The following is a 24,277-nucleotide window of genomic DNA, read 5'->3' as shown; positions in this document are numbered from 1 at the left end:
TCAAAATTGAAATTTTCAAATAGGTTTCAAAATCTTTCACACGGGTAAATATACAACATGACCCGCTAACAATTACATAAAAAAGACCAAACATACTTGTTCATTTTAAAAAGTTGTAGCTGAATTGACATCTTGATTATGCTTTTCCAAAAGTATAAAAACAAAAGGAGTAAACGACATGAATAAAGTGATTTCTTCTGACATTAAAACAAATAAAAGATTATCCATGCGACAAATCATGAACCTATATCAAGTTACAAAAGAATTTAAAGGGAATATATATTTTATCTGCAACCATAAATTGGTCGATGCCAAGAAACTTTCGACTTTCGTATCCTTTGTGCTCATTCTTCAAGAGTGTGCAACCATGAAAGTCATACTTGAAGGCGAGAATGTACATGCCATGCTAGAAAAAGTACAGGCTATATGTAAAGAAAATGATGAAAGTTCATTTGGATTCCAATCGAACCAAACCGTTAATATTTAAATGATTCCAACTACGTCATGAAGAGGGTGTATAGAAGTGAGAACCATTTTAATGGTGATAGGCGCAATCGTCGTAATCGGCATAATAGCAAATCTCATTTTTTAAGAACGATGAAAGACTGTCAATTATTGACAGTCTTTTTTGTTGAGTGAATTAAGCAAAAGCTTGTTCATGCTCCCTTTCCTGAGAATCACCACGGCAACTTCCAGTCCCTCCATTTATTCAAACCTTCCCGAATTTCATTTCCTTTATCAATCCAATATTGTCTCTTTTGCTCCTCCTCTTCTTTTGCGTTTTGCTCAGATACAAGTGCCTGTTGTTCAGCTATAAGCGGACCGATATCTTGAGCTTTAAAGGATTGAGCGGCTTGATTCTGTAAAGCTTGCGACATTATTTTTTGAAAGATGATTGCACTTCCCTGACTGCTGTGTGTCGTTAGATAATGCTTTTCGTCCGTCTTATCATATCCAGCCCATACAGCACCGACCAGCGAAGGTGAATAACCGATGAACCATTGATCTTTAACCCCTGATATTCCTTCGATGGGAACTTGTGTGGAACCTGTTTTACCTGCTATTTCATAACCGGAAACAGCCGCGTTTTTCGCTGTGCCATATTCCACTGTTCCAAGCAGCATGGCATTCATTTTGTCGACGGCGCCTTCAGAGGTCACTTTGGTGCTTTTCTCTTTCCAAGCGGCTACCTCTTTTCCATCGGCATTTTCTATTCTTACAATGGCATGGGTTTCCATCCTTTCCCCTTCGTTGGCGAAAGCTGAAAAGGCTCCCGCCATCTGCAACGGGGACACACCTTTTTTCATCCCCCCCAAAGCTATCGATAGGTTTCGATCATCCTTTTCATATGGAATCCCAAACCGCTTAAGTGAATCAAGCCCCTTATCGATGCCAATCTCATTCAATAGCCAAACCGTTGGTACATTCAAGGAATTCATCACCGCTTCATACATCGGTACTTCTCCTTTATATTCACCACTAAGGTTTGTTGGCTCATATTCACCGAAGCTCATTTTTTCATCCTTTAAAGGGTCAGTGATATCGTATCCCTCTTCAACCGCTGGCAAGTATACGACAAGCGGTTTAATGGATGAACCAGGAGATCTTGTCAGCTGGGTTGCCCGGTTATATCCCATGAATTGATGCTTACCTCTCCCACCGACAAGTGCCTTTATGCCTCCCGTTTCAGGATCAAGGAGGACAGACCCGCTTTGAACCAGTTCATCTGCACTTGTTCCCACTGGAAAATTGGCATCATTCGCATACACGGTTTCTGTAGACTGCTGCATGGATTGGTCCAGTGTCGTGTAAATTTTGTAGCCCTTTGAAAGCAGCTCCTCAAGCTTGATTCCATATTTACTCGATGCTTCTGATAAAACTTGATCGACAAAATAAGGATATTTACCTCTTAATGGATCGGTTTCCTTCTCCCCCATAAGAAGTGTCACCGAATCTTTTTTTGCAGCTGCTTCTTCGTCTTTCGTCAAATAACCATGTTCCGCCATTCTCGAAAGAACCAAATCACGCCTCTTGACTGCCCCGTCTAAATTCTTGTAAGGATCAAGCTTAGATGGCAAGTTAATGACACCCGCCAGCAAAGCTGCCTCGGCAACGGTCAATTCAGAGACCTCTTTGGAAAAATAAATATTTGCAGCCTTTTTGATTCCCCATGCCCCATGGCCAAAATAAACTTGATTCAAGTACATTTCCAAAATTTCATCTTTTGTATATTGATTTTCAACTTCCTGGGCTAGAAAAAACTCTTCTATCTTCCTCTTCAATGTTCGTTCCGATTCCAGCATCGTGATTTTCACAAGCTGCTGGGTGAGAGTGCTCCCGCCTTCAACAACACTTCCAGCCTTCGCATTTTTAACCAAAGCCCGCATAATTCCTTGATAATCTATGCCGTGATGTTCATAAAAACGGTGATCCTCAATGGAAACCACCGCTTGTTTCATATGTTCCGGTATTTCATCTATCGCAACCCCTTCGGATTTATTGGCCGTGATCGTACTGGCAAGATTCCCATCCAGATCATAGATTCCTGTCGGTTGCTGAAGAATATTTTCAAGATGGCTTATATCTGCACCCTGCCTGAAATACAATAATGAACCGGCTCCTAAAACCACAATTGCCAATATTATAATTAGACCTAATTTCACTAACCCTCTCATTTGTACCCCCATTTTCCCATCTGCGACATGTTTCATTAAAAATATTTTACCCTTTTTATTAAAGAAAACACGCCGATTGAATAAAAGGCGCCCTTTTCTTGTAGCACTATACTCGCGAATCGGCATCCTTGCTGATGATATCCCTTCATCGCCTGAGCATGCCAGCTAAATGAAGGACCAGATTTCATCCTACCATTTTAACTATGCTCGTATCTATCCTTTACCCGTAAAAGGCAATCTATATACCGATTAAAGGCGTGAAGCCATTTAAAAGTGGGTATAACACTTATAACGTCTTATAAAGGGGAGAGATGATATTAATGAAAGACTTAAAACATATTATCGTCGCTTTTGATGGAAATGAAGAGAGTAAACGGGCGGTGGAATATGGAGCAACATTGAAAAAGGCCTTTCCAAAAGCCGAGTTAACCGTAGTTCATGTCCTGAATGATAAGGTTGAACAGCGTATCATGGGAGACGCCTCGGCTCCGGGGTTCGTACCTGCTGCCGGATTTTATGTGGATCCAGTCCAGACACATCCCGTTATTGAAGTCGATCAGCCAGGATCTCAAAAGGTAAATGCCCCCCCTTCCCCCGTCGAGAATAGTATTCAGAACGCAGAAAGTAATACGTTGAGATTGTTAAGTGAATGTCAAGTCAAGGGGAAATTCGAACTATTGGAAGGATATGCCCCAGATAGCATATGTGACTTTGCAGCAAGAACTTCAGCCGATCTTATCGTTGTCGGCAATAGTGCTAAAAGCGGTTTGGAGAAATTCTTCCTTGGCAGTACAAGTAGTTCCATTGCGAAAAACGCACCCTGTTCGGTATTCATTGCAAAATGAAAATTGAGCGGCTTCGCCCTGTATGGCTCAAGTAGAGCATTCTCCGAAAAAGGCAGGATCCTTATAGAATCCGGCCTTTTTGTTAATAGGATTTTTTCAGTCATACATTTGGAGCAGCCGAAAAACACTGGGGCGCTAATTGCTGCCCAAAACCACATCCTACACAGCGCTAACTATCAGGTTCAAAGTGTCACTCTCAGCCATTTGGCTCCCTTTGCGGAAGTATTTAATTTTCGATCATCGGTTAGAATATACTATTAGTTTCTACAAATGACAATTAAAGAAAATGTACATATCATCTCAACTTGCCATTCCCATTTTATGGCGATATTCTTTTGTTTAACCAACTTCTTTACAGGCCTTCATTACACCTGCCATTAATCAAGTTAGATGGCTAAATACGACAATTTTCTATAGACTCACTAAGGTTTGATTTAATAAGCCTAATTTACATTGGGGAGGGAATGGACATGGATAAACATTCGATTTCAGCTGAAAAAGGCGCCTACATAAGCATTGCCGCTTACATGTTCTTGTCTGCTCTTAAATTGTCATTTGGTTATTTCGGTGATTCTAAAGGGCTTTGGGCTGATGGTTTAAATAATACGACCGACATCATCGCTTCCTTAGCCGTATTGATCGGTTTGAAAATCTCAAAGAGACCTCCTGATGATAATCATTCATATGGTCATTTACGGGCGGAAACCGTAGCCTCGTTGGTAGCTGCCTTCATCATGATCACCGTAGGCCTTCAGGTAGTATTCAGTGCCATTGAATCCTTCATAAACCAAGATTCAACAACCGTTCCCAGTATGCTGACCGGTTATGTCGCTCTTTTCTCTGCAATTTTCATGTACGGAATCTACCGTTATAACTTATCATTAAGTAAAAAGATCAACAGCACTTCCATCTATGCAGTTGCACAGGATAATCGTTCCGATGCCCTTGTCAGTGTTGGTGCTTTCATTGGAATAATCGGTTCTAAGATGGGAATCCCTTGGCTGGATGCGATAGCTGCAGCAGTCGTGGGGGTCATCATATGCAAAACGGCCTGGGACATCTTTCGTGATGCCTCCATCTCTTTAACTGATGGTTTCGACGAGCAGCTCCTGCAAAAGATCGGACAAACCATTATATTGACAGAGGGTGTTAAAGACATGAGTGAAATTAAAGCCCGGATGCACGGCAGTGAAATCTTGCTCGAAACTACCGTTCATGTTAACCCTCTCTTGACCGTCATTCAAGGTCATGATATTACAGTTAAAATCGAAGAAAATCTTTTGAAGGAATATAATATCCAGCATGCGATCGTTCACATCGAACCATATGCATTTCATAAAAAAGGTAACCGTCATTAACTTTACGGATACCTTTTTTTGTTATCAATTACTGTAATAAAACTGTGTCAAAAAAAGGGATTTATTGATTGATTGCCGAATATTTATCCAATTGACACATGTTAAAAGGACATTAATCTGTTATCATGAAATTAAGATGTAATTATTTTGATATTTTGTAATTTTATTCAAATAAAGCAAGTTCTGGGTCAAAAGTAAATTCATTTTCCTACAGTATGGAGGGCAAAATGGTATCTAATCGAGAAATGACCATTCACTTTTTATCTTCTCAAAAAAGCAGTATCATTTCCAAATGGAAAGATGAGTTGCTGCATTTACCGGACGGATATCTGGGGTATTTTAAAGGAGAAGTGGAAAATATTTTCAATCTTCTAATGGATCAGCTTGGAAAATCGGATACTGAAATAGACGATGTACTGAAGGTCGTAGGGGAAAAAATTGCGTCTGATCGAGTTAATAAGCAATTGGATATGGAAAATTTCTTTTCCACTGCAACCATCGGGAGATCCATCATCATAGAGCATGTTTTGAATTCCGAATCACCCAAAGAAGAAATATCGGATCTAATTAAGCAAGTAAACGTTTACTTCGATAAACTCATTCATATTGCATTTTCCCATTATACCGAATTGAAAACGATGGAGCTTGAAGAAAGCTATCAATTCATAAGCCCAAACCATAAAGACCGGTTGACACTCCTTGGCCAAATGACCTCAAGCTTTGTCCATGAATTCAGAAATCCACTGACTTCCATCATGGGATTCATACAATTGTTACAGGCAGAACAACCTGAGATAAAATACCTTGATATCATTTCGAAGGAATTGGATCAGCTCAATTACCGGATCACACAATTTCTTAATATTTCCAAAAAAGAAACTTCAGCATCACCACCTGATCTATTTTCCATTGCTCAGCTTGTGAATGAGGTGATCGAATTTTTATATCCAAGCATTTTGGAAGTTAATGCTTCCATTACATGTAATATTGCCGAGGATGCCGTAATTTCCGGTTCTAAAGAAGAATTCCGTCAAGTTTTACTTAATATTATATTAAATGCTCTTGATGTGGTTGCAGGGATGTCTTCCCCGTCCATTTACATTTCAGGCTCTGAATCACCACCCGGCATTCTTACTTTAAATATATCGAACAATGGGCCGAAGATACCTGACGACGTCCTGCCGAATATTTTTGAACCATTCATCACCACAAAAAAAAGAGGAACGGGATTGGGATTATTCGTCTGTAAAGAAATCGTTTTAAAGCATCAGGGAACCTTATCCTGTCACTCTACCGATTTCCTTACGACCTTTTCCATTCAATTAAAAACTAAATAATGGATAAATATCCTTTTTTCCTTAGGTTTTTAGTGTGAAATTTTTGACTGATTGACGTCCAGTTACTTATACTAATAGGTAGGTTCCACTACTAATCGAGGTGAATGATCCTATAGATTGAAAATAAAAACCAGAGAAATTTTCATACGAGATAGACGAGACTTATTTTTCATCTAACATTTTATATACTAATATCATTTCATTCATTATTGGTTTTGGGAGGTGACTGGGATAATTAAATCGTTCTCAACATCTGGCGATTCAATTAAGTCCCACACTAATTGGACATATTAAGTTTTTTATTTGTCATTATTTTAATTGCTTTAACGGCCTTTTTTGTAGCTTCGGAATTTTCGATCATAAGAGTTCGTAGCTCTCGGATCGATCAATTGATTGAAGAGGGAAACAAAAAAGCCATTGCGGCAAAGAAGGTTACATCCGATCTTGATGAGTACCTATCCGCGACACAGCTTGGAATTACCGTAACTGCCCTTGGATTGGGGTGGCTAGGACAACCGACCGTCCTCAAATTGGTTGGGCCTTTATTCAAGGCATTGAACATCCCTCAAGAAGTCGCAAGCATTCTGACATTCGTTATTTCATTTTCCCTGATTACGTTCCTGAATGTGGTTGTAGGTGAATTGGCTCCAAAGACGGTTGCCATCCAAAAGGCTGAGCAAGTGGCCTTGGCAATTGCCAACCCGCTGATTTTTTTCCATAAGATAGCCTTCCCCTTCATTTGGGCCTTGAATCATTCTTCCCGATTCGTTGTCGGATTATTTGGCTTTAAGCCAGCATCCGAAAGCGAAATAGCCCATACGGAGGAAGAATTACGTTTCATCCTATCAGATAGCTATAAAAGCGGAGAAATTAACCAGTCGGAATTTAAATATGTAAATAACATCTTTGAGTTCGATGATCGTGTTGCCAAAGAAATCATGGTTCCAAGGACAGAAATCATGACCATATCCAAAGATGAAACGGTACAGGAATTCGTCGATGTGGCCAAATTGGAAAAATACACTCGATATCCTGTTGTCGAAGGTGATAAAGACCATGTCATCGGCTTAGTGAACTTAAAGGAAGTTTTCTCGGATCTTATTAAGAACCGGGAAATCCATATCAAAGCGATTGAAAATTACGCTCGTCCGATCATTCGGGTGATGGAAAATATACCAATTCACGATCTGCTGTTAAAAATGCAAAAAGAACGCATTCATATGGCCATTTTGATGGATGAATACGGCGGAACTTCCGGACTTGTCACAGTCGAGGATATCCTCGAGGAAATCGTTGGGGAAATTCGTGATGAATTCGATATCGATGAAGTCGCCTCGATCAGGAAAATTAAAGATGGACATTATATTTTAGACTCTAAACTTCTTGTAAAGGAAGTGAATGATCTACTTGGCATTCACTTAGAAGAAGATGATGTCGATACTATAGGCGGATGGGTCCTTACTGAAAATTATGATGTGAAGGTAGGGGACATCATGGAAAAAGACGGATTCTGCTTTAAAGTGATTGAAATGGAAGATCACGCCATTCGTTCTATTGAGGTCACCAAAAAGGTCGTACAGCTTCCTCTGGAAGAAGACCTTCCTCAAGGATAATGATTAAAAACAGCCACGTAAAAGGTGATTTTACGTGGCTGTTTTTTCTTGTTCATTTATCGAGAAAACGTCCCATTTTTTTGACCGTTACGATTGGAGGAGTGCTCTTTTTTTTCCATAAAATATACAGCATGATAAAGATAAATGAAAAACCAGCAGCCGGAATTAGATATGGTTCAGTTAGTTCCCGGATTTGCTGCCAATTCTCGCCGAGAACCCTTCCTAAGGTCAGGAACAATATGGTCCAAGGTATGACAGCCGCAACCGTATAAAATATAAACTTCCATACGGACATCCTCGCAATTCCGGCAGGGATGGAAATAGCATGGCGAACCACTGGAATGAATCGAGCCGTAAAAATCACGCCTACGCCATACCTTTGAAACCACTCTTCAGCATTTATAATATGATTTTCTTTTATTAAAATATATTTTCCATACTTCAAGAGAAAGGGCCGTCCTCCATAATAACCAGCCCAATAGAGAAATAGTTGTGCCATCGTCCCGCCTGCCACACCTGCAATAACAGCTCCCCAAAAATTCATTTTCCCCAGGCCGACCACATAACCACCGTATCCTAGAACAAGCTCACTCGGGATGATTTCAACCATAAGCCCCAATAAAATCCCCATATATCCCATTTCCGCAAACCAATTCAATATCGTCATAATAAGCTGTGATATCATGCTATCGGACTCCCCTTACCGCTAATTTCAAATTGTTTGTCCTTCTATCCTATTTCAGCTCATAACGTTCTATTCGGTTTTTCATATCCAGTTTCACAATGCATCACATTTAGGAATGCACAAAAAAAGACCAGCTGATATATACTCCGGTCTCATTGCATCAATATTCTTTTAGCTCCCGTTTTTGGGAAAATTGAGAAAAAACAGCTGTGGTGAGTAAGGATGAATCATTTTGCGAAACATTAGTGAAAATCTCCTGGCGTGATTTCGTTTTTTCAATATGAATCCCGAGATTTTTATACTTGTTGATTATTTGATTGTTCATGCTTACCCTCCCTTTCTGCTGTACCGTTATCCTTTAACTTCCCATTTAACGAAAGGATAAAACCTGTTTAAACAATTCGCTCCAAAAAACAATCAATTGACTTGAATGGTTTGCAGTTGGTGTTCATGCACTTCGTCTTTTTCAACATGTACCTGCACCTTATAGGTTCCCGATTCTTCGAAAGATACCTTATTTAGATATGTTCCATCTCCATCTTCTTCAGCTTTGGTGAAATGACTCTCTTCGCTGCCTTCCTTCCACACCTCGAAATTCACATCTGCATTTGTCAGTGGCTTCCCATTCAATTCAACTGTCGCTTCAAAGTCCGAACTGTTTCCTGCCTTTACAGGTTTACTTTGAAACTCGATGGATACATCCGTACTTGGATGAACCGATGCGCCTTCACTTTCATGTTCTGGAACGACAACTTCTTTTTCAGGCATTACATGAAGGCCTTTGGCCGTTACATGGGAGACTACAATATATTTGCCTTGTTCTTCAAAAGTATGCATCACTTGATACATGCCACTTCCAGTATTCTTTGCTTCAAGCATTTCCCGTTTATCCTGCCCTGACTTTCTCACTTCAAACAGTACCTCATCTGCTTCATTCACCAATTGGCTACCCTGTTTCACTTTCGTTTCAAGAATGACTTCTTTTCCTGGCTCCAATTTGCCTTTAATGACAATTGATGCATCCATCGATTCTGGAACAGCACTGTTCACTTCCTTATCCTCTGGCATTTCAGACTCTTGACAACCTGCCAGCATAACTAACAACGCAGTAAACATATAGAGTTTTTTCATATGAACTTTCCTTTACTATTTATTAGACTAAAAATCTGTCCTTTTCATATTGCCCATCCTTTCCTTTTTTCAGATTTTTATACATCATTTAACATTAAATAGTTCGCATCACCGTGACTGAGGTCAGCATGGCAACCGCAATGATCGTTAAAAATGAATATAAAAAGATTGAAGTCCCCACAACATTCAATCCGCAAAGAAGTACGCATCCATCAATTATAAAAATCAGCAAACCTACATTGAATCCGCTCTTCCTGGATAGGATCTGCGCCAGCATATCCGTTCCGCCTGTTGATGTCCCATACCGAAGCATCAAGCCGATTCCTAATCCAATCAAACCTCCCCCGATCATCGCACTTACATAAATGGGAAGATTCCATCCGATGACAGCGTCGGAAAAAATATCGATGCATAAAGAGGAAAAAAGCAGGCCATGCAAGCTGTTCAGGAATAATTTCTTTTCAAAGTACCAAGCATATATATATAATGGAATGCTGCTCAAAATCACACCCAGGCCTGTCGGAAGTCCTATATAGTAATGAAAAATCAGCCCAATCCCTATCATGCCGCCATCCAATAAATGATAAGGTATCAGGAAAAAATTGATTCCCACGCCTACAAGCATGCTGCCGGCAATGATCGCTGCCATCCTTTCCATGATTTTCATGGCTGCCACCCCCTTTAATCTGCATTTAGAACTTGTCTTGGACTCTATAGAATATGTATGAACCATCGAAAAAATAATGAAACTGACCAATTTTTTATGAAACCGCCTCTAATTTTCTGAATATTCTATAATATCATACAATAAAGTAGAGAAAACAGTCAAAAACAGCTAATTATTAGCTCAAACTGATCCTTTACAAGCAATTTACCGGATTTATGGTGCCGGAAGCTATTTGACTGAATGATTAACTCTTTCTATAATGAAAGTATTTAAATTAATTAGATTGAGGTGATTTGATGGGGCATTAAAGAATGTTCGTTTTGACAGGCGGACGCTGATTTGCGTAATGGATATGTGCATCCTATTGAAAAATGGCTGCACTCCTTCAGACAGAAATTCTTCTATTTCCCGTCTACGCATCGCCAATCGGCATATACTATTATTCTCTTCATCACTTAAAGAAATGGGAGTTCAAGCGGCTGGACATCAATTACCACAGCCACTTTGAATGATTCCCGATAATATTCAGCACGGCAAAAAAAATATACTTGTATATTTTAAAAATGTAGGAGGTGTACTCCTTATTCGTCTCGAAGGCGAGTTAAGGGAGACTATTTGGACATAATAAACTTGGTTCTTATTGCCATTTTAATTGCTTTAACAGCATTTTTTGTAGCTACGGAGTTTGCGATTGTTAAAGTGAGAAGCACGAGGGTCGATCAATTAATTGAAGAAGGAAAGCCGAATGCTCTTTCAGCAAAGAAAGTCATATCCAACCTGGATGAATACCTTTCAACATGCCAGCTCGGAATTACCGTTACCGCTCTAGGGCTTGGGGTGCTTGGGGAACCGACAGTTGAAAAGATTTTGCACCCACTCTTGAATCAATTGAATCTTCCAAATTCAGCTTCACATGCACTCTCGGTTGCAATTGCCTTTTCTTTAATTACTTTCATACATGTGGTTGTTGGGGAATTGGCTCCAAAAACATTGGCGATTCAAAAAGCGGAGCAAGTAACTTTATTGGTTTCCAAACCTTTAATTGCTTTTAACAAAATCATGTATCCTTTCATCTGGGTACTGAATGGCTCTGCAAGGACGCTTACAAGAATGCTAGGATTAAAGGCAGTTTCCGAACATGATTTGGCTCATACAGAAGAAGAGCTTCGTATCATTGTTTCCGAAAGCTACAAAAGTGGCGAAATTAACCAATCAGAGTTTAAATATGTGAATAAAATTTTTGAATTCGATGATCGGATTGCAAAAGAAATCATGGTTCCACGTACAGAAATTGCAACGGTATCCAAAGATGATACGATTCAACAGTTTTTCACCGTCATGGCGGAAGAGAACTTTACACGATATCCTGTCATTGACGGAGATAAAGACCATGTTATCGGAATGGTCAATATAAAAGAGCTATTCACTGAAATGATAGACAGGAACAATCAGGCAGCATCAACGATCCAACGATATGTTCGTCCGATCATCCGTGTCATTGACAGTATCCCAATTCACGATTTACTTTTAAAAATGCAAAAGGAGCGCATCCACATGGCTATCCTCATGGATGAATACGGCGGTACGTCAGGTTTGGTGACCGTTGAAGATATCCTTGAAGAAATCGTTGGCGATATCCGCGATGAGTTCGACCTGGATGAAGTTCCGGATGTCCGCAAATTAAAAGAAGATCACTACATCATCGATGCCAAGGTATTAGTCAGTGAAGTGAATGATTTACTTGGATTGGATATCAATGACGAAGATATTGATACGATGGGCGGATGGATCCTTACCGAGAATTACGAGGCCAAACAAGGTGATATCCTGACTTATGGTCCCTATAACTTTAGGATAAAAGAAATGGAAGATCACCATATTCGTTATATTGAAATATACAAACAAGCAAAAGTCGTAAGCGAAGTAAAAGAATTCCCGATAATATCACAAACTGAAATCGTTTCATGATAATAACCCCCGTTCCTAATTGACAATAGGAGCGGGGGTTATTTTTTTCCAACTGGTACATGAAATGAAATAAAAACATATTATATAAAACCTGCTTCATTTAACATTGAATGATTACATGAAGTATAGTTCTACCTTTATTGTTTCATACTGTTAGAAAAGCGATACTTTTTGAAGGAGTGAGGAATCATGAAACTCATAACCATTTGCCAACACTGCAAAGGGAAAGGGAAAACCCGCTATCTGCAATTCTTTTCCCGGGACTGCAATCATTGTAACGGTCAAGGTAAAGCTGTAAAGGATATGTCAAATTTAAGAAATCAGGCAAAAAACATCTAATAATCTTTCATATTTTGAAGTTGGGTTTGATGACACCTGCCCTCTTTAGCGTATCATAAACAATCAGTATCGAAGGTCCAAGGAAAAGCCCGATGAAACCAAGCATTTTAAACCCTAAATAAAGGCTGACCAAAGATGCCAATGGGCTCAATCCCATATTTGCTGAATAGATTTTCGGTTCGATGGTCCTTCTTACGATGGTAATGACCAGGAATAGGATGATGAGGCCAACACCTAGATGATGGTTTCCTTGAGCCCAAACAATTACTGCCCAAGGAACCAGTACAGATCCCGTCCCCAAGATAGGAAGAATGTCCACAACTACTATTAACAATGCCAATGGAATTGTATACTTCACATTTAATAACCACAGTCCTCCATAAGCCATGATGAACGTTATTAAACTCAAAAGGATTTGTGCCTTGATGAAGCCTACGGCTGCCATACTTAAATCTTGATAAACTAGCGAAATCTTTTGATAAGTGGATGTCTTTAAATAAAGGACTGCCTTTTTTCTTAACTTAGGCAATTCAAGACTAAATAAGAATAAAGCGATTAAATAAATTAAAAAGTCAATGAAAAATCCGGGAATGAGTGTAACGAACTGAACCATATCCTGAACAAAGCCCTCTGTGAACCCCTCTAAAGCCCTGACTCCCTTTTCCATCGTTTGTTCAATGGACTGTATGAGATTTGGCGGCAACGTTTGGGAATACCTTTCCCATTGCCTAATGACTGGCAATATAGCCGTCAAATACACTTCACGTATGAAACCAGGAAATTCCTCCGAATAGATAATGACCTTCTTGATTAATACCGAAAAGGAAAAATAAGTGATGCTCATAAGCCCGCCTACATATAGAGCAAACGAAATCAATACTGCCCAAAAGCGATGCAGCTTTGCCGTTTCACTAATCATGCGGACCAATCCATCCAAAAGAATGGCGGTAAGCAATGCTAAAATCAAAGCCCATGAATAGGGAATGACGATTAATATGCCTAAAAGGAGAATACCTCTCCAAAACCAACGGAAAAAGACGGCGACATTCACTGAACAAACCCTCCTTGCACTTTCCTGTTCTCCTTATATTTATGAAATGGGGTCACATATATTTCGCTTATACGTTTTATTTTCTCAATAAGGGGAAAAAGAGATACAAAGAGATGGAGGGATTGACATTGGATAATAAAGATAAAGAAAAGTATCTTGAGGAACGTAATGATAAATCCAAGGCATTCAAGAAAGATCAGGAAAAACAGCTGGAACGTGATCAAGTGGTCATGCCCATTGATGATTTACCAATTGATGAAATAAAATATGAACGACAAGAAGAACGAAATAAAAAAGAAACAAAGCACCGCTCCACCAGCGAGAGGGTTTAACCAAAAACCAGCCACTTTAGAGGCTGGTTTTTGGTTGCAGAATAATTGCATTCAGCTTCAAGGTGATGTGTCGTATTGACTTTTACCAATTCTCGGCGGCACTTTGGTACCTGCTAATGGAACATTTGAAGAAAATATATTTTTGCCATCATATATTAAGGTCCCTCTTGTATTTTTTTGAAAATTCAGTACAATTGGACTCTCCCATAATTCATTCGCATTGCCGGAATCCCCCCCTCTCCTGCTTTACTTCCAAAAATAAACATTGACTGAAAAAAATGATTCTTTACAATAGACTTTTAAGAATTAAAGAATATAATGGACTGGTCGACCATTATAAAGGAGAATCATATGACGAACCCTACTCAATTATTTCATCAATATTTACAAGTATCGAGATCATTAGTCAGCAAAATGAATGAACAAATTACAGCCCTTGAAATTTACCATAATCAGTGGACAATCCTCAATTATTTAAAGAACTGTGGATATTCCACAATTCCCGATATTTGCAGTTACTTGGATGTTGATAGTGTTATCATCACACGTTCGGTCAACAGCATGGAACAGAATAATATGATTAAACAAGTTCCTGGAAAAGATGAACAGGAAAAACGAATCGAACTGACTCCCCGGGGAAAAGAAGTACATACAAAATGTCTTAAGATTGCAGAAAAAATCGAAGGAAAAGCCCTGGAAGGCATTACTGAGGAAGAACAGGAAATATTTTTCCAGACGGTCCTTAAAATCCTCAATAATATAAGAAACTAAAATGGATACCTTATATCATTGTTGAATAAGTGTAAATCAAGGCCTTTTCCTTATTTTTTCGCACCAAGCTATAGCCATGCCATTTTTAAAAGTCGGATTCCCGCTTTGATTTCCTTTTCGGTTAAACCACCGTACCCAATCAAAATAGTCGGATCTTTCACATTCTTAGAATGATAAACCGAAGTTGGGCGGACTTTAACCCCAACACTGGCAGCCTTTTGAATGAGCTCTGCCTCACTGCTGCCGTTTTTTACTTTTAAAAGAACGTGCAATCCTGACTTTTCACCGATTACGGCTACACGATCATGGAAGCTCTCTTCTATTTCATTCAGCAGCACCTTATTTTTTTTACGATAAATCGTTCGCATTTTATTTAGATGGCGTTCCCAATGTCCATTTTTCATAAAAAGACAGAGCGTTTCCTGAATCAGTCTGGAAACGGTCTGTTTATATCCAATTAACTTCTCCTGATAGCGGCAAGCCAGCTCCATGGGTAACACCATGAATCCCACCCTGATTGATGGGATGAGCGACTTTGAAAAAGTGCCTAGGTAAATGACCGTTCCCTTTGTGTCCAACCCCTGCAAGGACGGAATCGGTTTGCCTGAATGTCGGAATTCCCCGTCATAATCATCTTCAATGATATAACCTTTTTTTTCCACTGCCCAATTCAGCAATTCCACCCTTCTAGTTATCGGCATGATCATACCGGAAGGAAATTGATGGGAAGGAGTGACATAGGCAACATTCGCGGCACTCTCTTTCAAGGAGTCCACACTCATTCCACTTTCATCCAAGGGTATGAATGCCATATCCGCTTCCTCCAACCTCAGTACCTCCCTTACTCGATGAAAGCCAGGGTCTTCCAACCCAAATACCCGCTCATTTCCAAGAAGTAACCGCAGCAGATGGATGAAATACTGGGTACCTGCCCCAATGATGATTTGATCAGCCCCGCAGCGAACTCCTCTCGATTGAAATAGATAGGATGAGATCTCAGACCGGAGCCCCCATTCCCCTTGAGGATCACCGCTCATGAACATTTCCCTTTCCTGTAGATACAATGTATTGTTCAAGCATTTTTTCCACACGGCATGCGGGAAAGAATCCACGTCCACCCGTCCATGATTGAAATCTATCTCATTTCTTTCATTCGGAGGGCACATCATCCCTTCTTTTACAGGCAAAGGCTCATTCAAAGGTGAGATCGGCTCTAAATCGGCTACGTAATAACCTTTCCTTAATTGACTTTCCACATATCCTTCTGCCATCAACTGCTGATAAGCCGTATCCACTGTATTTAGGCCTATCCCTAAATGCAAAGCTAGTTTTCGTTTAGAAGGCAGCTTCATTCCGGCCTTTATTTGTCCATTCTGTATTTCCTTTATAAAGTATTTATACAATTGGACATATAAAGCTTCTTTATTCGTTTTATCTAAGTTTAGAGTGATTTCAAACATTTGGTCCTCCTTCAAACTGGTTCCATAAATTATATCAGCATTGGCCCTTATTGCAGGACCAGAATATTTTTATAATGAAGATATCAATCAAGAGGAGGAGACTATGGAACATATCGAATTATTCGGGAAACACGTGATACTCACCCCGATGATGGATCATCATATCGAACCGCTTTACACCGCTTCCCTGCCAACTGAAATATGGGAATGGAGCGCAACAAAAATTTTGTCATATGAAGAGGCGATTTCCTATGTAAAGGATGGCATTCGAGCAAGGGAACAGGAACTTCATCATCCATTTGTCGTTATCGATCAGACTGATGATTCGATAGTTGGCAGCACGAGCTTAAGAAATATTCAATTTCATAATCAATCCCTGGAAATCGGTGCGACTTGGTATCATCCCGACAAATGGCGGACAGCCATTAACACAGAATGTAAGTACCTGCTATTGCAGCATGCTTTTGAAAAGTGGAAAATGAAACGGGTTGAATTCAGGACGGACGAATGCAATAAAAGATCGCGTGCAGCAATAACCAGGCTCGGCGCCCTAGAAGAAGGCATTTTGAGAATGGAGAAAAAACTGCAAGATGGAAGGATAAGGAACACGGTGGTCTACAGTATTCTCGAGCATGAATGGCCCAGTGTGAAAAGGAATTTGGAAGCCTTTTTGAAAAGGTGAAGATATGAAAAAGAGTGCCGTTGTTTTGCACTCTTTTTCTCTTGCTGCTATCTTTCATGTGAGTCTTTATTAATCTCCGATAAAAAATCCTTTTGCCTTTTTGTTGATCGAATGAATATGAAAACGCCAAGCGCAAATAAAAACGGCATTAGTAAAGCAAAAAGAAGATAAATCATATCTCCAATGAACAAGTTCATTCCCCTAAGCAATGCGACGCGCACTTTTGTCTGTAAAGCTTTTCCGTCAAACTTGGATGATCATTGCTTAGTCTAAACTTTGTGACAAGCGAATCATATCCTGGCATTGAATCCCATTTTCATAAATGGCCTCGGAATAGTTTCTATAAAAAAAATCCCGATCGACCCCAGTTATTCTAAAACCGCATTTTTGGTAAAGGGCAAGCTGCCCTATCCCCGAATTTCCCGTGCCGATTTCAATCGTTTTATATCCCTGTTGCCTTGCATGGCCTATGGCGTGTTCAATCAATTGCCTGCCGATTCCTCTTCCATGGTGCCGTTCATCCACCGCGATGTTCATTATCTCTATCAGTTTTGGACCTTTTTGCAGTAAAACATAAACACCGATCATTCGCTCATCAGTCACGGCAACAAAGCATGTTCCGCTTCCCAAGTATTCCTCGACCAATTCCCTTGAAGGATCTGCCAAAAGCAATAAATGCATCGGCGGTGGCTCATCCATGAATAATTCCCTTATCTCCATCTCCATACAAACCCTTCTCATTATAGTTCTTCTACAAGAAGTTCAACCAATTCCGATGCGGGAAGTTCCCTGCTCACCCTATATCCTTGTCCTGCCCACAAAGCCATCAATTCAGGATTGTTTTTTTGTCCAGCCACTTTTCGCATTTGCTTTGTCATGTGATGGACATGAGGATAGGCGACTGGTGCAACGCCATCATATTCGGTTATAAAGTGATTCACCAACCCGCGTGCCCTCCGGCCGCTGAAGGCTCGGGTAATAGAGGTCTGGGTAAACCGGGGATTTCCCAGAGCTTCCTTATGGACGGGACTTGCCCCGCTTTCGGGACAGCGAAGGAAAGCTGTTCCCAATTGTGCCGCTGTTGCTCCCGCTTCGAGCACGGCTGCGATATCCTTTCCATGCATCAATCCACCCGCCGCAATGATCGGCAAGTTCAGCTCACCTTGTATCAACCGTATCAAAACTAAAAGACCGTAATCATCTTCTGTGCGGTTTTCAAAGCTGCCCCGGTGACCCCCTGCTTCAAACCCCTGTACACATAGTACATCCGCACCTCCTTCCGCCGCCCTTTTTGCTTCTTGAAGGTTGGTTACTGTCACGGCTATAAGGGAACCGACATCTTGGAGCTCCCTTATTACATCATCCGTTGGACATCCAAACGTAAAACTGACGACGGCGACCCCAGCCTCCTTCAATACCTTTATTTTATTTTCCCAATCATCGTCATCACTATCGGCTTTTCCAATCTCAGCCCCAACGCTCTCGGCCTCTTTTTCGATCTTTTCACGATAGGCAGATAATATATTTTCATCCACCGCCTCGTTGCCTGGCACAAAGACATTCACGCCAAAAGGGTGCTCAGTCAACTGACGGGTCTGCCCTATCTCGTCCTTCATCTCTTCTGCAGTCTTATAGCCAGCTGCGAGAAAGCCCAATCCTCCTGCATTGGATACTGAAGCCGCAAGCTTCGGGGTGGAAGCTCCTCCTGCCATCGGTGCTTGGATGATTGGATATCTCATTAAATCTTTCAACATTCCATACAACTCCTTTTGATTTTTCTTCATGCCCTTATCATTTTTACGTTTTCTTGATATAATGATTATCTGTAAGAGAAAAGTGTCTAAATGATCACCCTTTATATCTTGCAAATATAAAACATAGGTGGTAAATAAAAATGGAAACAAAACCATATAGAGTATTACTTTATTATTTGTATGTACCTATCGAGAATCACGAAGAATTCGCAGCCGAGCATCTTGCGGCATGTAAAGCACTTGAATTGAAAGGCCGTATCTTGGTGGCAGCAGAAGGTATCAACGGAACAGTTTCTGGTACGATCGAACAAACCAACAAATATATGGACATGATGAAAAGCGACCCCCGCTTTGACGATATCGTGTTTAAAATAGATGAAGCTGACGGCCATGCTTTCAAAAAAATGCATGTTCGTCCACGAAATGAACTTGTAACGCTTCGTTTGGAAGAAGACATCAACCCGAACCGGACGACAGGCAAACACTTGAGCCCGAAGGAGTTCTTCGAGCAAATGCAAGATGAAAATGCCATCGTCCTTGATGCCAGAAATGACTATGAATTTGATTTGGGACATTTCAGGGGTGCAATCAAGCCAGAAATCACGAATTTCCGTGAACTTCCAGATTGGGTCCGGGAAAATAAAGAAATGTTCGAAGGCAAAAAAATCCTAACGTATTGCACCGGCGGTATCCGATGTGAGAAATTCTCCGGCTGGCTTGTCGAAGAAGGCTTTGAAGATGTAAGCCAACTGCATGGCGGCATCGCAACATACGGAAAGGATCCCGAAGTCCAAGGTGAGCTTTGGGATGGTCAAATGTATGTATTCGATGAAAGGATTGCCGTACCTATCAATCAAAAGGAACATGTCATTGTCGGTCGAGACATTTATTCCGGCGAACCTTGCGAACGCTATGTTAATTGTGCTAACCCTGAATGCAACAAGAAAATCCTTTGCAGTGAAGAGAACGAGCACAAACATATGCGCAGCTGTACTCATGAATGCCGAGTGCATCCCCGTAACCGCTATGTAGTCGAGCATAACCTTTCTGAAGAAGAAGTGGCTGAGAGATTACAGCTAATCGAAGAAACCATTACCGCAAAATGATAAAGCAAACCCGAATCAGTGGACATGATCCCTATTCGGGTTTTTTTATCCTTTCAAAGTAAATCTTATTTTCCTATATTAAACCTATGCCTTGGGCTTCATCCCAATGCAAGAATTAACTATGATCTTTTAATACCATCTGCTTCTAATGCAATATTACTTACTCTCTAACTTCTATATCACAATAGAAAAAACCTTCTTAAAACGTAAAAAGAAAAAATTCAGCTCTTTTAAGATTTTAGCGGTCAGCGGTTTTACCTTCAATAAAAAGAGCGATTCCTCTTTTGAAGAATCGCTCTTGCTTCATTAATGCTATTTTTCCTCTGCACTTACAACAATCCCGCAAGCTTGCCTATCGCCTGCATCACCTGTTTTCAAGGTATCTACATCAGGTCCTTTTTCTCCATTGGCTTCATAACGGTCAGGAATATTGGCAAAGTTGTCTGGATTCGCATGAACGATTACAGCCAACTCTTCTTTCTTCAGCTGGTCTATCGTCATGTTATCCAATGTTGCCGTATATTTGGCTGTCCCATCCTCTTTTACATATAAAGGGGGCATATCCCCTGCATGTTTAGAGTGCGTGTCATCAGTTGGATTAAAGTGTCCTCCCGCTGTAGTGAACGGGCCTTCCTTAGCATCCGGCTCACATACTGCGTTTTCGTGGACATGGAATCCATGATAGCCTGGCTCAAGGCCTTCCAAAGCGGTCTCGATCACTACAGTATTCTCTTCCGCGGTAAAGTTAACCGTCCCAAGTGTTTTACCTTCTACATCTTTAACTTCCGCTTTCACCTGCGGATCAACCCCTGTTTCTGTTCCTTGTCCCACTGTAGTCATTTCCTCGGCATCATTGTCGGACTGATTTGAATCATCCGCTGAATTACATCCATACAGTAAAAGGGCAGCACATATTGGCAGCACAAGTTTTTGTTTATAGTTCATATAAACTCCCTCACTCTCTTATATGTATCTTCCTCTTATTACTTTCCACCATAATGGAAGAATAAACAGAAATCGGAATAAATAGGAAAATAGATTATACCGTGAGGGTGAACACCTTACTAAATTCACAGACAGGAATTTTGCATTATAGCTTAATGGGCTCACATTTTACAAAGTGATGACCCCAAAAGTAATCGCTGCAATCGTCATGATGATGGTTGTCCCAAATGCCCATTTAAACAGGAATTTTTGGTGATCCCCAAAATCCACGCCTACAAGGCCAATTAATATGAATGTTGCAGGCACCAATGGCGATAATGGGAACCCTGCGGTCGAATGGCCTAATAAAGCCGCCCTTCCGATTTCTACAGGAGCAATACCGAAGTTCGATGCCGTTTCACTTATTATTGGCAGAATACCAAAGTAATAGGCATCAGGTGAAAAAATGAAGCCCATCGGAATGCTCGTCAGCGCTACCACCAGTGGCAAATGTGCCCCGAGCCACTCTGGAATGACAGTTACGATTGAAGCAGCCATCGAGTCCATCATCTTTGTTTCTGTGAATACACCCGTAAAAATCCCTGCAGCGAAAATGAGTGTACAGATCATCACAAAACTATTGGCATGACTTAAAATCCTTTCCTGCTGTTCTTTTGGGTTCGGAAAGTTAACGAATAGTGCAATCGCAAAAGCAGTGGCAAATAAAATTTGGATCGGCAGCACTTCCATCACCAGCAAAACCATCAGTAAAATCGTCAAGAACCAATTAAACCAAAAAAGCTTGGATGTTCCTTTAGGTGCGGTTTCAACAGCTGCAGCCTGTTCACCCATACCAGGTTGCATGTTCGCCTCCACCGAACTGACTCCTAATCTCTCCCTTTCCTTTTTGCCAAGTACATATGCCGAAAAAAGCGTCCATAAAAGACCGCAAATCATGACCGGAATGAGAGGAATGAATAACTCCGATACTTCAACCTGAAGGCTCGCGGCCGCCCTGACCAAAGGACCTCCCCAAGGAATCATATTCATGACGCCAGCGGCTAAACCAACAACACAGGCCAATACGAGCCTGTTCATCCCTAATTTGATATAAAGCGGCAGCATAGCTGAAACGGTGATCATGAATGTGGAAGATCCGTCTCCGTCCAAACCTACCAACATGGTTATAATGGCGGTTGCCATGACAACCTTTAGCGGATCTCCTTTTACAAAACTGAGTATTTTAGCGATCATGGGCTCGAATAAACCAACGTCAATCATTAAACCAAAGTATAGAATGGCAAAAACGATCATGACTGCTGTCGGTGTCACCTTTAAAATACCCGCAACCATCATATCTCCCATTTCCGAGGCAAAGCCACCAATCAGACCAAATGCTATCGCAGTGAAGATAAAAGCGACAACCACTGATAAGCGTTTTGTGATGACTAAGACCAGAAACGTTAAAATCATGCAAAATCCTAAAATCGTCAACATGTTAAAAACTCCTTTAAATGAAAAAGTGAATACCTTTGTTTAATTTGATTTTTCTGAAAAATCAATATTTTCACATTATACCATTTGCATTTTCATTAAAAAACCTGTAAAACAAATTCGTTTAATAAATTAGTTAAATTATGTATACTATTATTTAGGAACCCGAAGTTTTTTTCGGAGGAAAGAAGTGTTGAATGTAAAATGAATGATCATAAAATAGCTAAACGGAATCTTTTCATCATGTGGTTCGCCAATTTCTTCATAGGCGGGAGCATGACGATGGTTCTCCCATTCATATCCTTATACATTGGTACATTCGGAGATTATTCGACTCAATATATCCAGCATTGGTCCGGATGGACATTTGGAATCACTTTTGTGACTGCCTTTTTATTTTCTCCCATTTGGGGACGAATTGGTGATCGGTACGGCAGAAAAAAAATCTTGATTGCCTGTGCCTTTGGGATGGGGCTGTCCATTTTCTTGATGGGATTCGTTGAAAATGTTTGGCAGCTATTCGTCTTAAGGATGTTCACCGGAATATTCACTGGCTTCATTTCCATGTCACAGGCCTTCATATCAACGCAGACCCCTAAAGAAATTGCCGGACGTGTGCTGGGAACCTTGCAAACGGGAAATATAACCGGTTCCCTTTTCGGACCTTTGCTTGGCGGCCTGCTTGCAGACACACTCGGCTATTCAACCGCCTTTAAATTCACCTCCATCACCATTTTCATTTCTGGACTTCTTGTTTTTGCAACCAAGGAGTACCGAATGGAACGGCAGAAGGGAACAAAGTCGAGCTATACAAGCCGGGAGGTTCTCTCGCATATCTTAAGGAATCCCATCCTAGTCAATGTCATGCTCATTTCGACACTTGTTCAAGTTGCCCACTTCAGCATCCAGCCCATTCTTTCTTTATATGTTGGCGAGCTGCATGGAACTTCCAATCTTGGATTTTATTCAGGTATCGCCTTTTCTGCAGCAGGCCTGGGGAATTTATTGATGGCGCGTCACTGGGGCAAGATAGGTGATCGTCATGGACATGTGAAGATTCTTGTGCTGCTTCTTTTTCTAACTGCTACAGTCTACTTGCCCGGTGCCTTCATCAATCATTTTTGGCAGCTTGTTTTGGTACGTTTCATACTTGGCATGGCAATAGGCGGCATCATCCCTGTAAGGATTGCCTACATTCGCCAGGAAGCTCCTGTCGCAATGCAGGGGGAAGTACTTGGGTACAATACGAGCCTGCGCTTTTTAGGCAATATCATTGGACCTGCGATGGGCGGAATGGTTGCTGGTTTCTACGGATTCTCCGCCGTTTTCATCACGACCAGCACGTTACTCCTCATAGCGGGACTTGTCCTCTATTTCGCGATGCACCGCAATCCGGAATTGGCAAGATCACATTAATCACACTTTGGCAAGAAAGCCTGCTTCCAGATGGAAGCAGGCTTTCTCATGTTTAATGCTCATACAGCTGTAGTGCTGGATACTTCTGGAACTGGATTTCGTTTCGGTCGTTTTCCGATACAGGCAGTGCGGCCAAAAACGAACCAGAGTCCTGCACTCATGAAAAAGGAATATTGGAAACTAGCTGCTGAACATGGTTTCCCAAGCTATAGGTACATAGCATACCAAAAGAGTCTCTTTCATTCGTACTTTTTGTACGAATCGAAGAGACCCTTTTGTATACCTAGCAACTAAAAAAGGACCCGTTCCAAACCTTTCTTCTCTATTTTCCTTCTATATTTGGACAATCCAGCTGATTGCTGTTGATACTTAATAAAAGGGGAAGGTTGGCCGCAGTCATAAACACTTCATAACGCATCAAATTTTATGTTAAGATTATTTTAGGCAAATTTTATGAAAGTAAAAGACGCAAAGCCACGGGCCTAACACAACATCTTAGTTGTCATGGCAGCCGAGCTGCCAAGATTTTTCTTGAATGGATCACTTATTATCAATTGCCCCTATTTAATTTGCCTAAAATTAAAAATAGGAGGGTTATATATGTTTTTTCCAACCATTTATTCAGCTACTACGGATGAGAGACACATAGTTAAAGATCAAAATACTTGT

The 24,277-nt window shown here is 40.7% G+C and carries 22 protein-coding genes and 1 riboswitch; of the genes, 11 read left to right on the top strand and 11 right to left on the bottom strand.

Features of this window, described 5'->3' with window-relative positions; all coding sequences use genetic code 11:
- Nucleotides 1–178 precede the first annotated feature (178 nt).
- Complete coding sequence (locus FNK51_RS08750; protein WP_098372549.1) at nucleotides 179–487, top strand: hypothetical protein; 309 nt, start codon at nucleotides 179–181, stop codon at nucleotides 485–487.
- 190 nt (nucleotides 488–677) lie between these two features.
- Here the strand turns inward: FNK51_RS08750 and FNK51_RS08745 are convergent, their stop codons facing one another.
- Nucleotides 678–2,675 carry a transglycosylase domain-containing protein gene (locus tag FNK51_RS08745; protein ID WP_286178612.1) on the bottom strand — a complete coding sequence of 666 codons (1,998 nt, stop codon included), beginning with the start codon at nucleotides 2,673–2,675 and terminating at the stop codon, nucleotides 678–680.
- Between the two features lie 320 nt (nucleotides 2,676–2,995).
- On the opposite strand from FNK51_RS08745, the gene FNK51_RS08740 reads away from it, so the two are divergent.
- The 4 genes from FNK51_RS08740 to FNK51_RS08725 all read left to right on the top strand — a co-directional run bounded on the left by FNK51_RS08740 (nucleotide 2,996) and on the right by FNK51_RS08725 (nucleotide 7,828).
- Nucleotides 2,996–3,520 carry a universal stress protein gene (locus tag FNK51_RS08740; RefSeq protein WP_181762226.1) on the top strand — a complete coding sequence of 175 codons (525 nt, stop codon included), beginning with the start codon at nucleotides 2,996–2,998 and terminating at the stop codon, nucleotides 3,518–3,520.
- A 470-nt stretch (nucleotides 3,521–3,990) separates the two neighbouring features.
- Nucleotides 3,991–4,878: a cation diffusion facilitator family transporter gene (locus tag FNK51_RS08735; protein WP_098372636.1), complete on the top strand. Its 888-nt coding sequence runs from the start codon at nucleotides 3,991–3,993 to the stop codon at nucleotides 4,876–4,878.
- Nucleotides 4,879–5,105: 227 nt separating this feature from the next.
- Nucleotides 5,106–6,215: a histidine kinase N-terminal domain-containing protein gene (locus FNK51_RS08730; protein WP_181762225.1), complete on the top strand. Its 1,110-nt coding sequence runs from the start codon at nucleotides 5,106–5,108 to the stop codon at nucleotides 6,213–6,215.
- A gap of 281 nt (nucleotides 6,216–6,496) precedes the next feature.
- The gene (locus FNK51_RS08725; protein ID WP_098372552.1) at nucleotides 6,497–7,828 is read left to right on the top strand and encodes a hemolysin family protein; all 1,332 of its coding nucleotides are present in this window, start codon (nucleotides 6,497–6,499) and stop codon (nucleotides 7,826–7,828) included.
- A 52-nt stretch (nucleotides 7,829–7,880) separates the two neighbouring features.
- Here FNK51_RS08725 and uptA read toward each other — a convergent pair whose 3' ends face one another.
- From uptA to FNK51_RS08710, 4 genes are all read right to left on the bottom strand, one after another.
- The gene (gene uptA / locus FNK51_RS08720) at nucleotides 7,881–8,510 is read right to left on the bottom strand and encodes an undecaprenyl phosphate transporter UptA (RefSeq protein ID WP_141993173.1); all 630 of its coding nucleotides are present in this window, start codon (nucleotides 8,508–8,510) and stop codon (nucleotides 7,881–7,883) included.
- Nucleotides 8,511–8,673: 163 nt separating this feature from the next.
- Nucleotides 8,674–8,838 (bottom strand): Lmo0850 family protein, encoded by a 165-nt coding sequence (locus FNK51_RS26505; protein ID WP_179891125.1) that lies wholly within the window; start codon nucleotides 8,836–8,838, stop codon nucleotides 8,674–8,676.
- A gap of 92 nt (nucleotides 8,839–8,930) precedes the next feature.
- Nucleotides 8,931–9,644, bottom strand: coding sequence for a FixH family protein (locus tag FNK51_RS08715; RefSeq protein ID WP_098372553.1), 714 nt, complete (start codon nucleotides 9,642–9,644; stop codon nucleotides 8,931–8,933).
- Nucleotides 9,645–9,738: 94 nt separating this feature from the next.
- On the bottom strand, nucleotides 9,739–10,311 hold the full coding sequence (locus FNK51_RS08710) for a YitT family protein (protein WP_311608592.1): 573 nt from the start codon (nucleotides 10,309–10,311) through the stop codon (nucleotides 9,739–9,741).
- 615 nt (nucleotides 10,312–10,926) lie between these two features.
- Here FNK51_RS08710 and FNK51_RS08705 point away from each other — a divergent pair.
- Nucleotides 10,927–12,279, top strand: coding sequence for a hemolysin family protein (locus tag FNK51_RS08705; protein WP_141993068.1), 1,353 nt, complete (start codon nucleotides 10,927–10,929; stop codon nucleotides 12,277–12,279).
- Between the two features lie 346 nt (nucleotides 12,280–12,625).
- Here FNK51_RS08705 and ytvI read toward each other — a convergent pair whose 3' ends face one another.
- Entirely contained in the window at nucleotides 12,626–13,669 is a 1,044-nt protein-coding gene (gene ytvI / locus FNK51_RS08700) for a sporulation integral membrane protein YtvI (protein WP_179891126.1), read from the bottom strand.
- 128 nt (nucleotides 13,670–13,797) lie between these two features.
- Here ytvI and FNK51_RS08695 point away from each other — a divergent pair, with 128 nt between their 5' ends.
- Nucleotides 13,798–14,001, top strand: coding sequence for a hypothetical protein (locus tag FNK51_RS08695; RefSeq protein WP_098372640.1), 204 nt, complete (start codon nucleotides 13,798–13,800; stop codon nucleotides 13,999–14,001).
- A 351-nt stretch (nucleotides 14,002–14,352) separates the two neighbouring features.
- The gene (locus FNK51_RS08690; RefSeq protein WP_076367409.1) at nucleotides 14,353–14,772 is read left to right on the top strand and encodes a MarR family winged helix-turn-helix transcriptional regulator; all 420 of its coding nucleotides are present in this window, start codon (nucleotides 14,353–14,355) and stop codon (nucleotides 14,770–14,772) included.
- 68 nt (nucleotides 14,773–14,840) lie between these two features.
- On the opposite strand, the gene pdxR is transcribed toward FNK51_RS08690, so the two are convergent.
- A complete protein-coding gene (pdxR, locus tag FNK51_RS08685) occupies nucleotides 14,841–16,232 on the bottom strand; it encodes a MocR-like pyridoxine biosynthesis transcription factor PdxR (protein ID WP_141993067.1) in 1,392 nt (463 codons plus the stop codon).
- Between the two features lie 103 nt (nucleotides 16,233–16,335).
- On the opposite strand from pdxR, the gene FNK51_RS08680 reads away from it, so the two are divergent.
- Nucleotides 16,336–16,914 carry a GNAT family N-acetyltransferase gene (locus tag FNK51_RS08680; protein WP_141993066.1) on the top strand — a complete coding sequence of 193 codons (579 nt, stop codon included), beginning with the start codon at nucleotides 16,336–16,338 and terminating at the stop codon, nucleotides 16,912–16,914.
- Between the two features lie 264 nt (nucleotides 16,915–17,178).
- Here FNK51_RS08680 and FNK51_RS08675 read toward each other — a convergent pair whose 3' ends face one another.
- Both FNK51_RS08675 and FNK51_RS08670 read right to left on the bottom strand, forming a co-directional pair.
- Nucleotides 17,179–17,634 (bottom strand): GNAT family N-acetyltransferase, encoded by a 456-nt coding sequence (locus FNK51_RS08675; protein WP_141993172.1) that lies wholly within the window; start codon nucleotides 17,632–17,634, stop codon nucleotides 17,179–17,181.
- A 20-nt stretch (nucleotides 17,635–17,654) separates the two neighbouring features.
- Complete coding sequence (locus FNK51_RS08670) at nucleotides 17,655–18,668, bottom strand: nitronate monooxygenase (RefSeq protein ID WP_286178610.1); 1,014 nt, start codon at nucleotides 18,666–18,668, stop codon at nucleotides 17,655–17,657.
- A 140-nt stretch (nucleotides 18,669–18,808) separates the two neighbouring features.
- Here FNK51_RS08670 and trhO point away from each other — a divergent pair, with 140 nt between their 5' ends.
- The gene (gene trhO / locus FNK51_RS08665; RefSeq protein ID WP_141993065.1) at nucleotides 18,809–19,774 is read left to right on the top strand and encodes an oxygen-dependent tRNA uridine(34) hydroxylase TrhO; all 966 of its coding nucleotides are present in this window, start codon (nucleotides 18,809–18,811) and stop codon (nucleotides 19,772–19,774) included.
- A gap of 312 nt (nucleotides 19,775–20,086) precedes the next feature.
- Here the strand turns inward: trhO and FNK51_RS08660 are convergent, their stop codons facing one another.
- Both FNK51_RS08660 and FNK51_RS08655 read right to left on the bottom strand, forming a co-directional pair.
- The gene (locus tag FNK51_RS08660) at nucleotides 20,087–20,719 is read right to left on the bottom strand and encodes a superoxide dismutase family protein (RefSeq protein ID WP_098372559.1); all 633 of its coding nucleotides are present in this window, start codon (nucleotides 20,717–20,719) and stop codon (nucleotides 20,087–20,089) included.
- Nucleotides 20,720–20,887: 168 nt separating this feature from the next.
- Nucleotides 20,888–22,195 (bottom strand): CitMHS family transporter, encoded by a 1,308-nt coding sequence (locus FNK51_RS08655; protein ID WP_098372560.1) that lies wholly within the window; start codon nucleotides 22,193–22,195, stop codon nucleotides 20,888–20,890.
- Between the two features lie 201 nt (nucleotides 22,196–22,396).
- On the opposite strand from FNK51_RS08655, the gene FNK51_RS08650 reads away from it, so the two are divergent.
- The gene (locus tag FNK51_RS08650) at nucleotides 22,397–23,608 is read left to right on the top strand and encodes an MFS transporter (RefSeq protein ID WP_098372561.1); all 1,212 of its coding nucleotides are present in this window, start codon (nucleotides 22,397–22,399) and stop codon (nucleotides 23,606–23,608) included.
- Between the two features lie 433 nt (nucleotides 23,609–24,041).
- Nucleotides 24,042–24,132: riboswitch (cyclic di-GMP riboswitch) on the top strand.
- Nucleotides 24,133–24,277: the final 145 nt, after the last annotated feature.

The sequence above is a fragment of the Bacillus sp. B4EP4a genome, from assembly GCF_006680105.1.
Lineage (GTDB): Bacteria > Bacillota > Bacilli > Bacillales > DSM-1321 > Peribacillus > Peribacillus simplex_E.
Note: the sequence above shows the minus strand (reverse complement) of the source record. Positions and strands in the feature narration are given on the sequence as shown.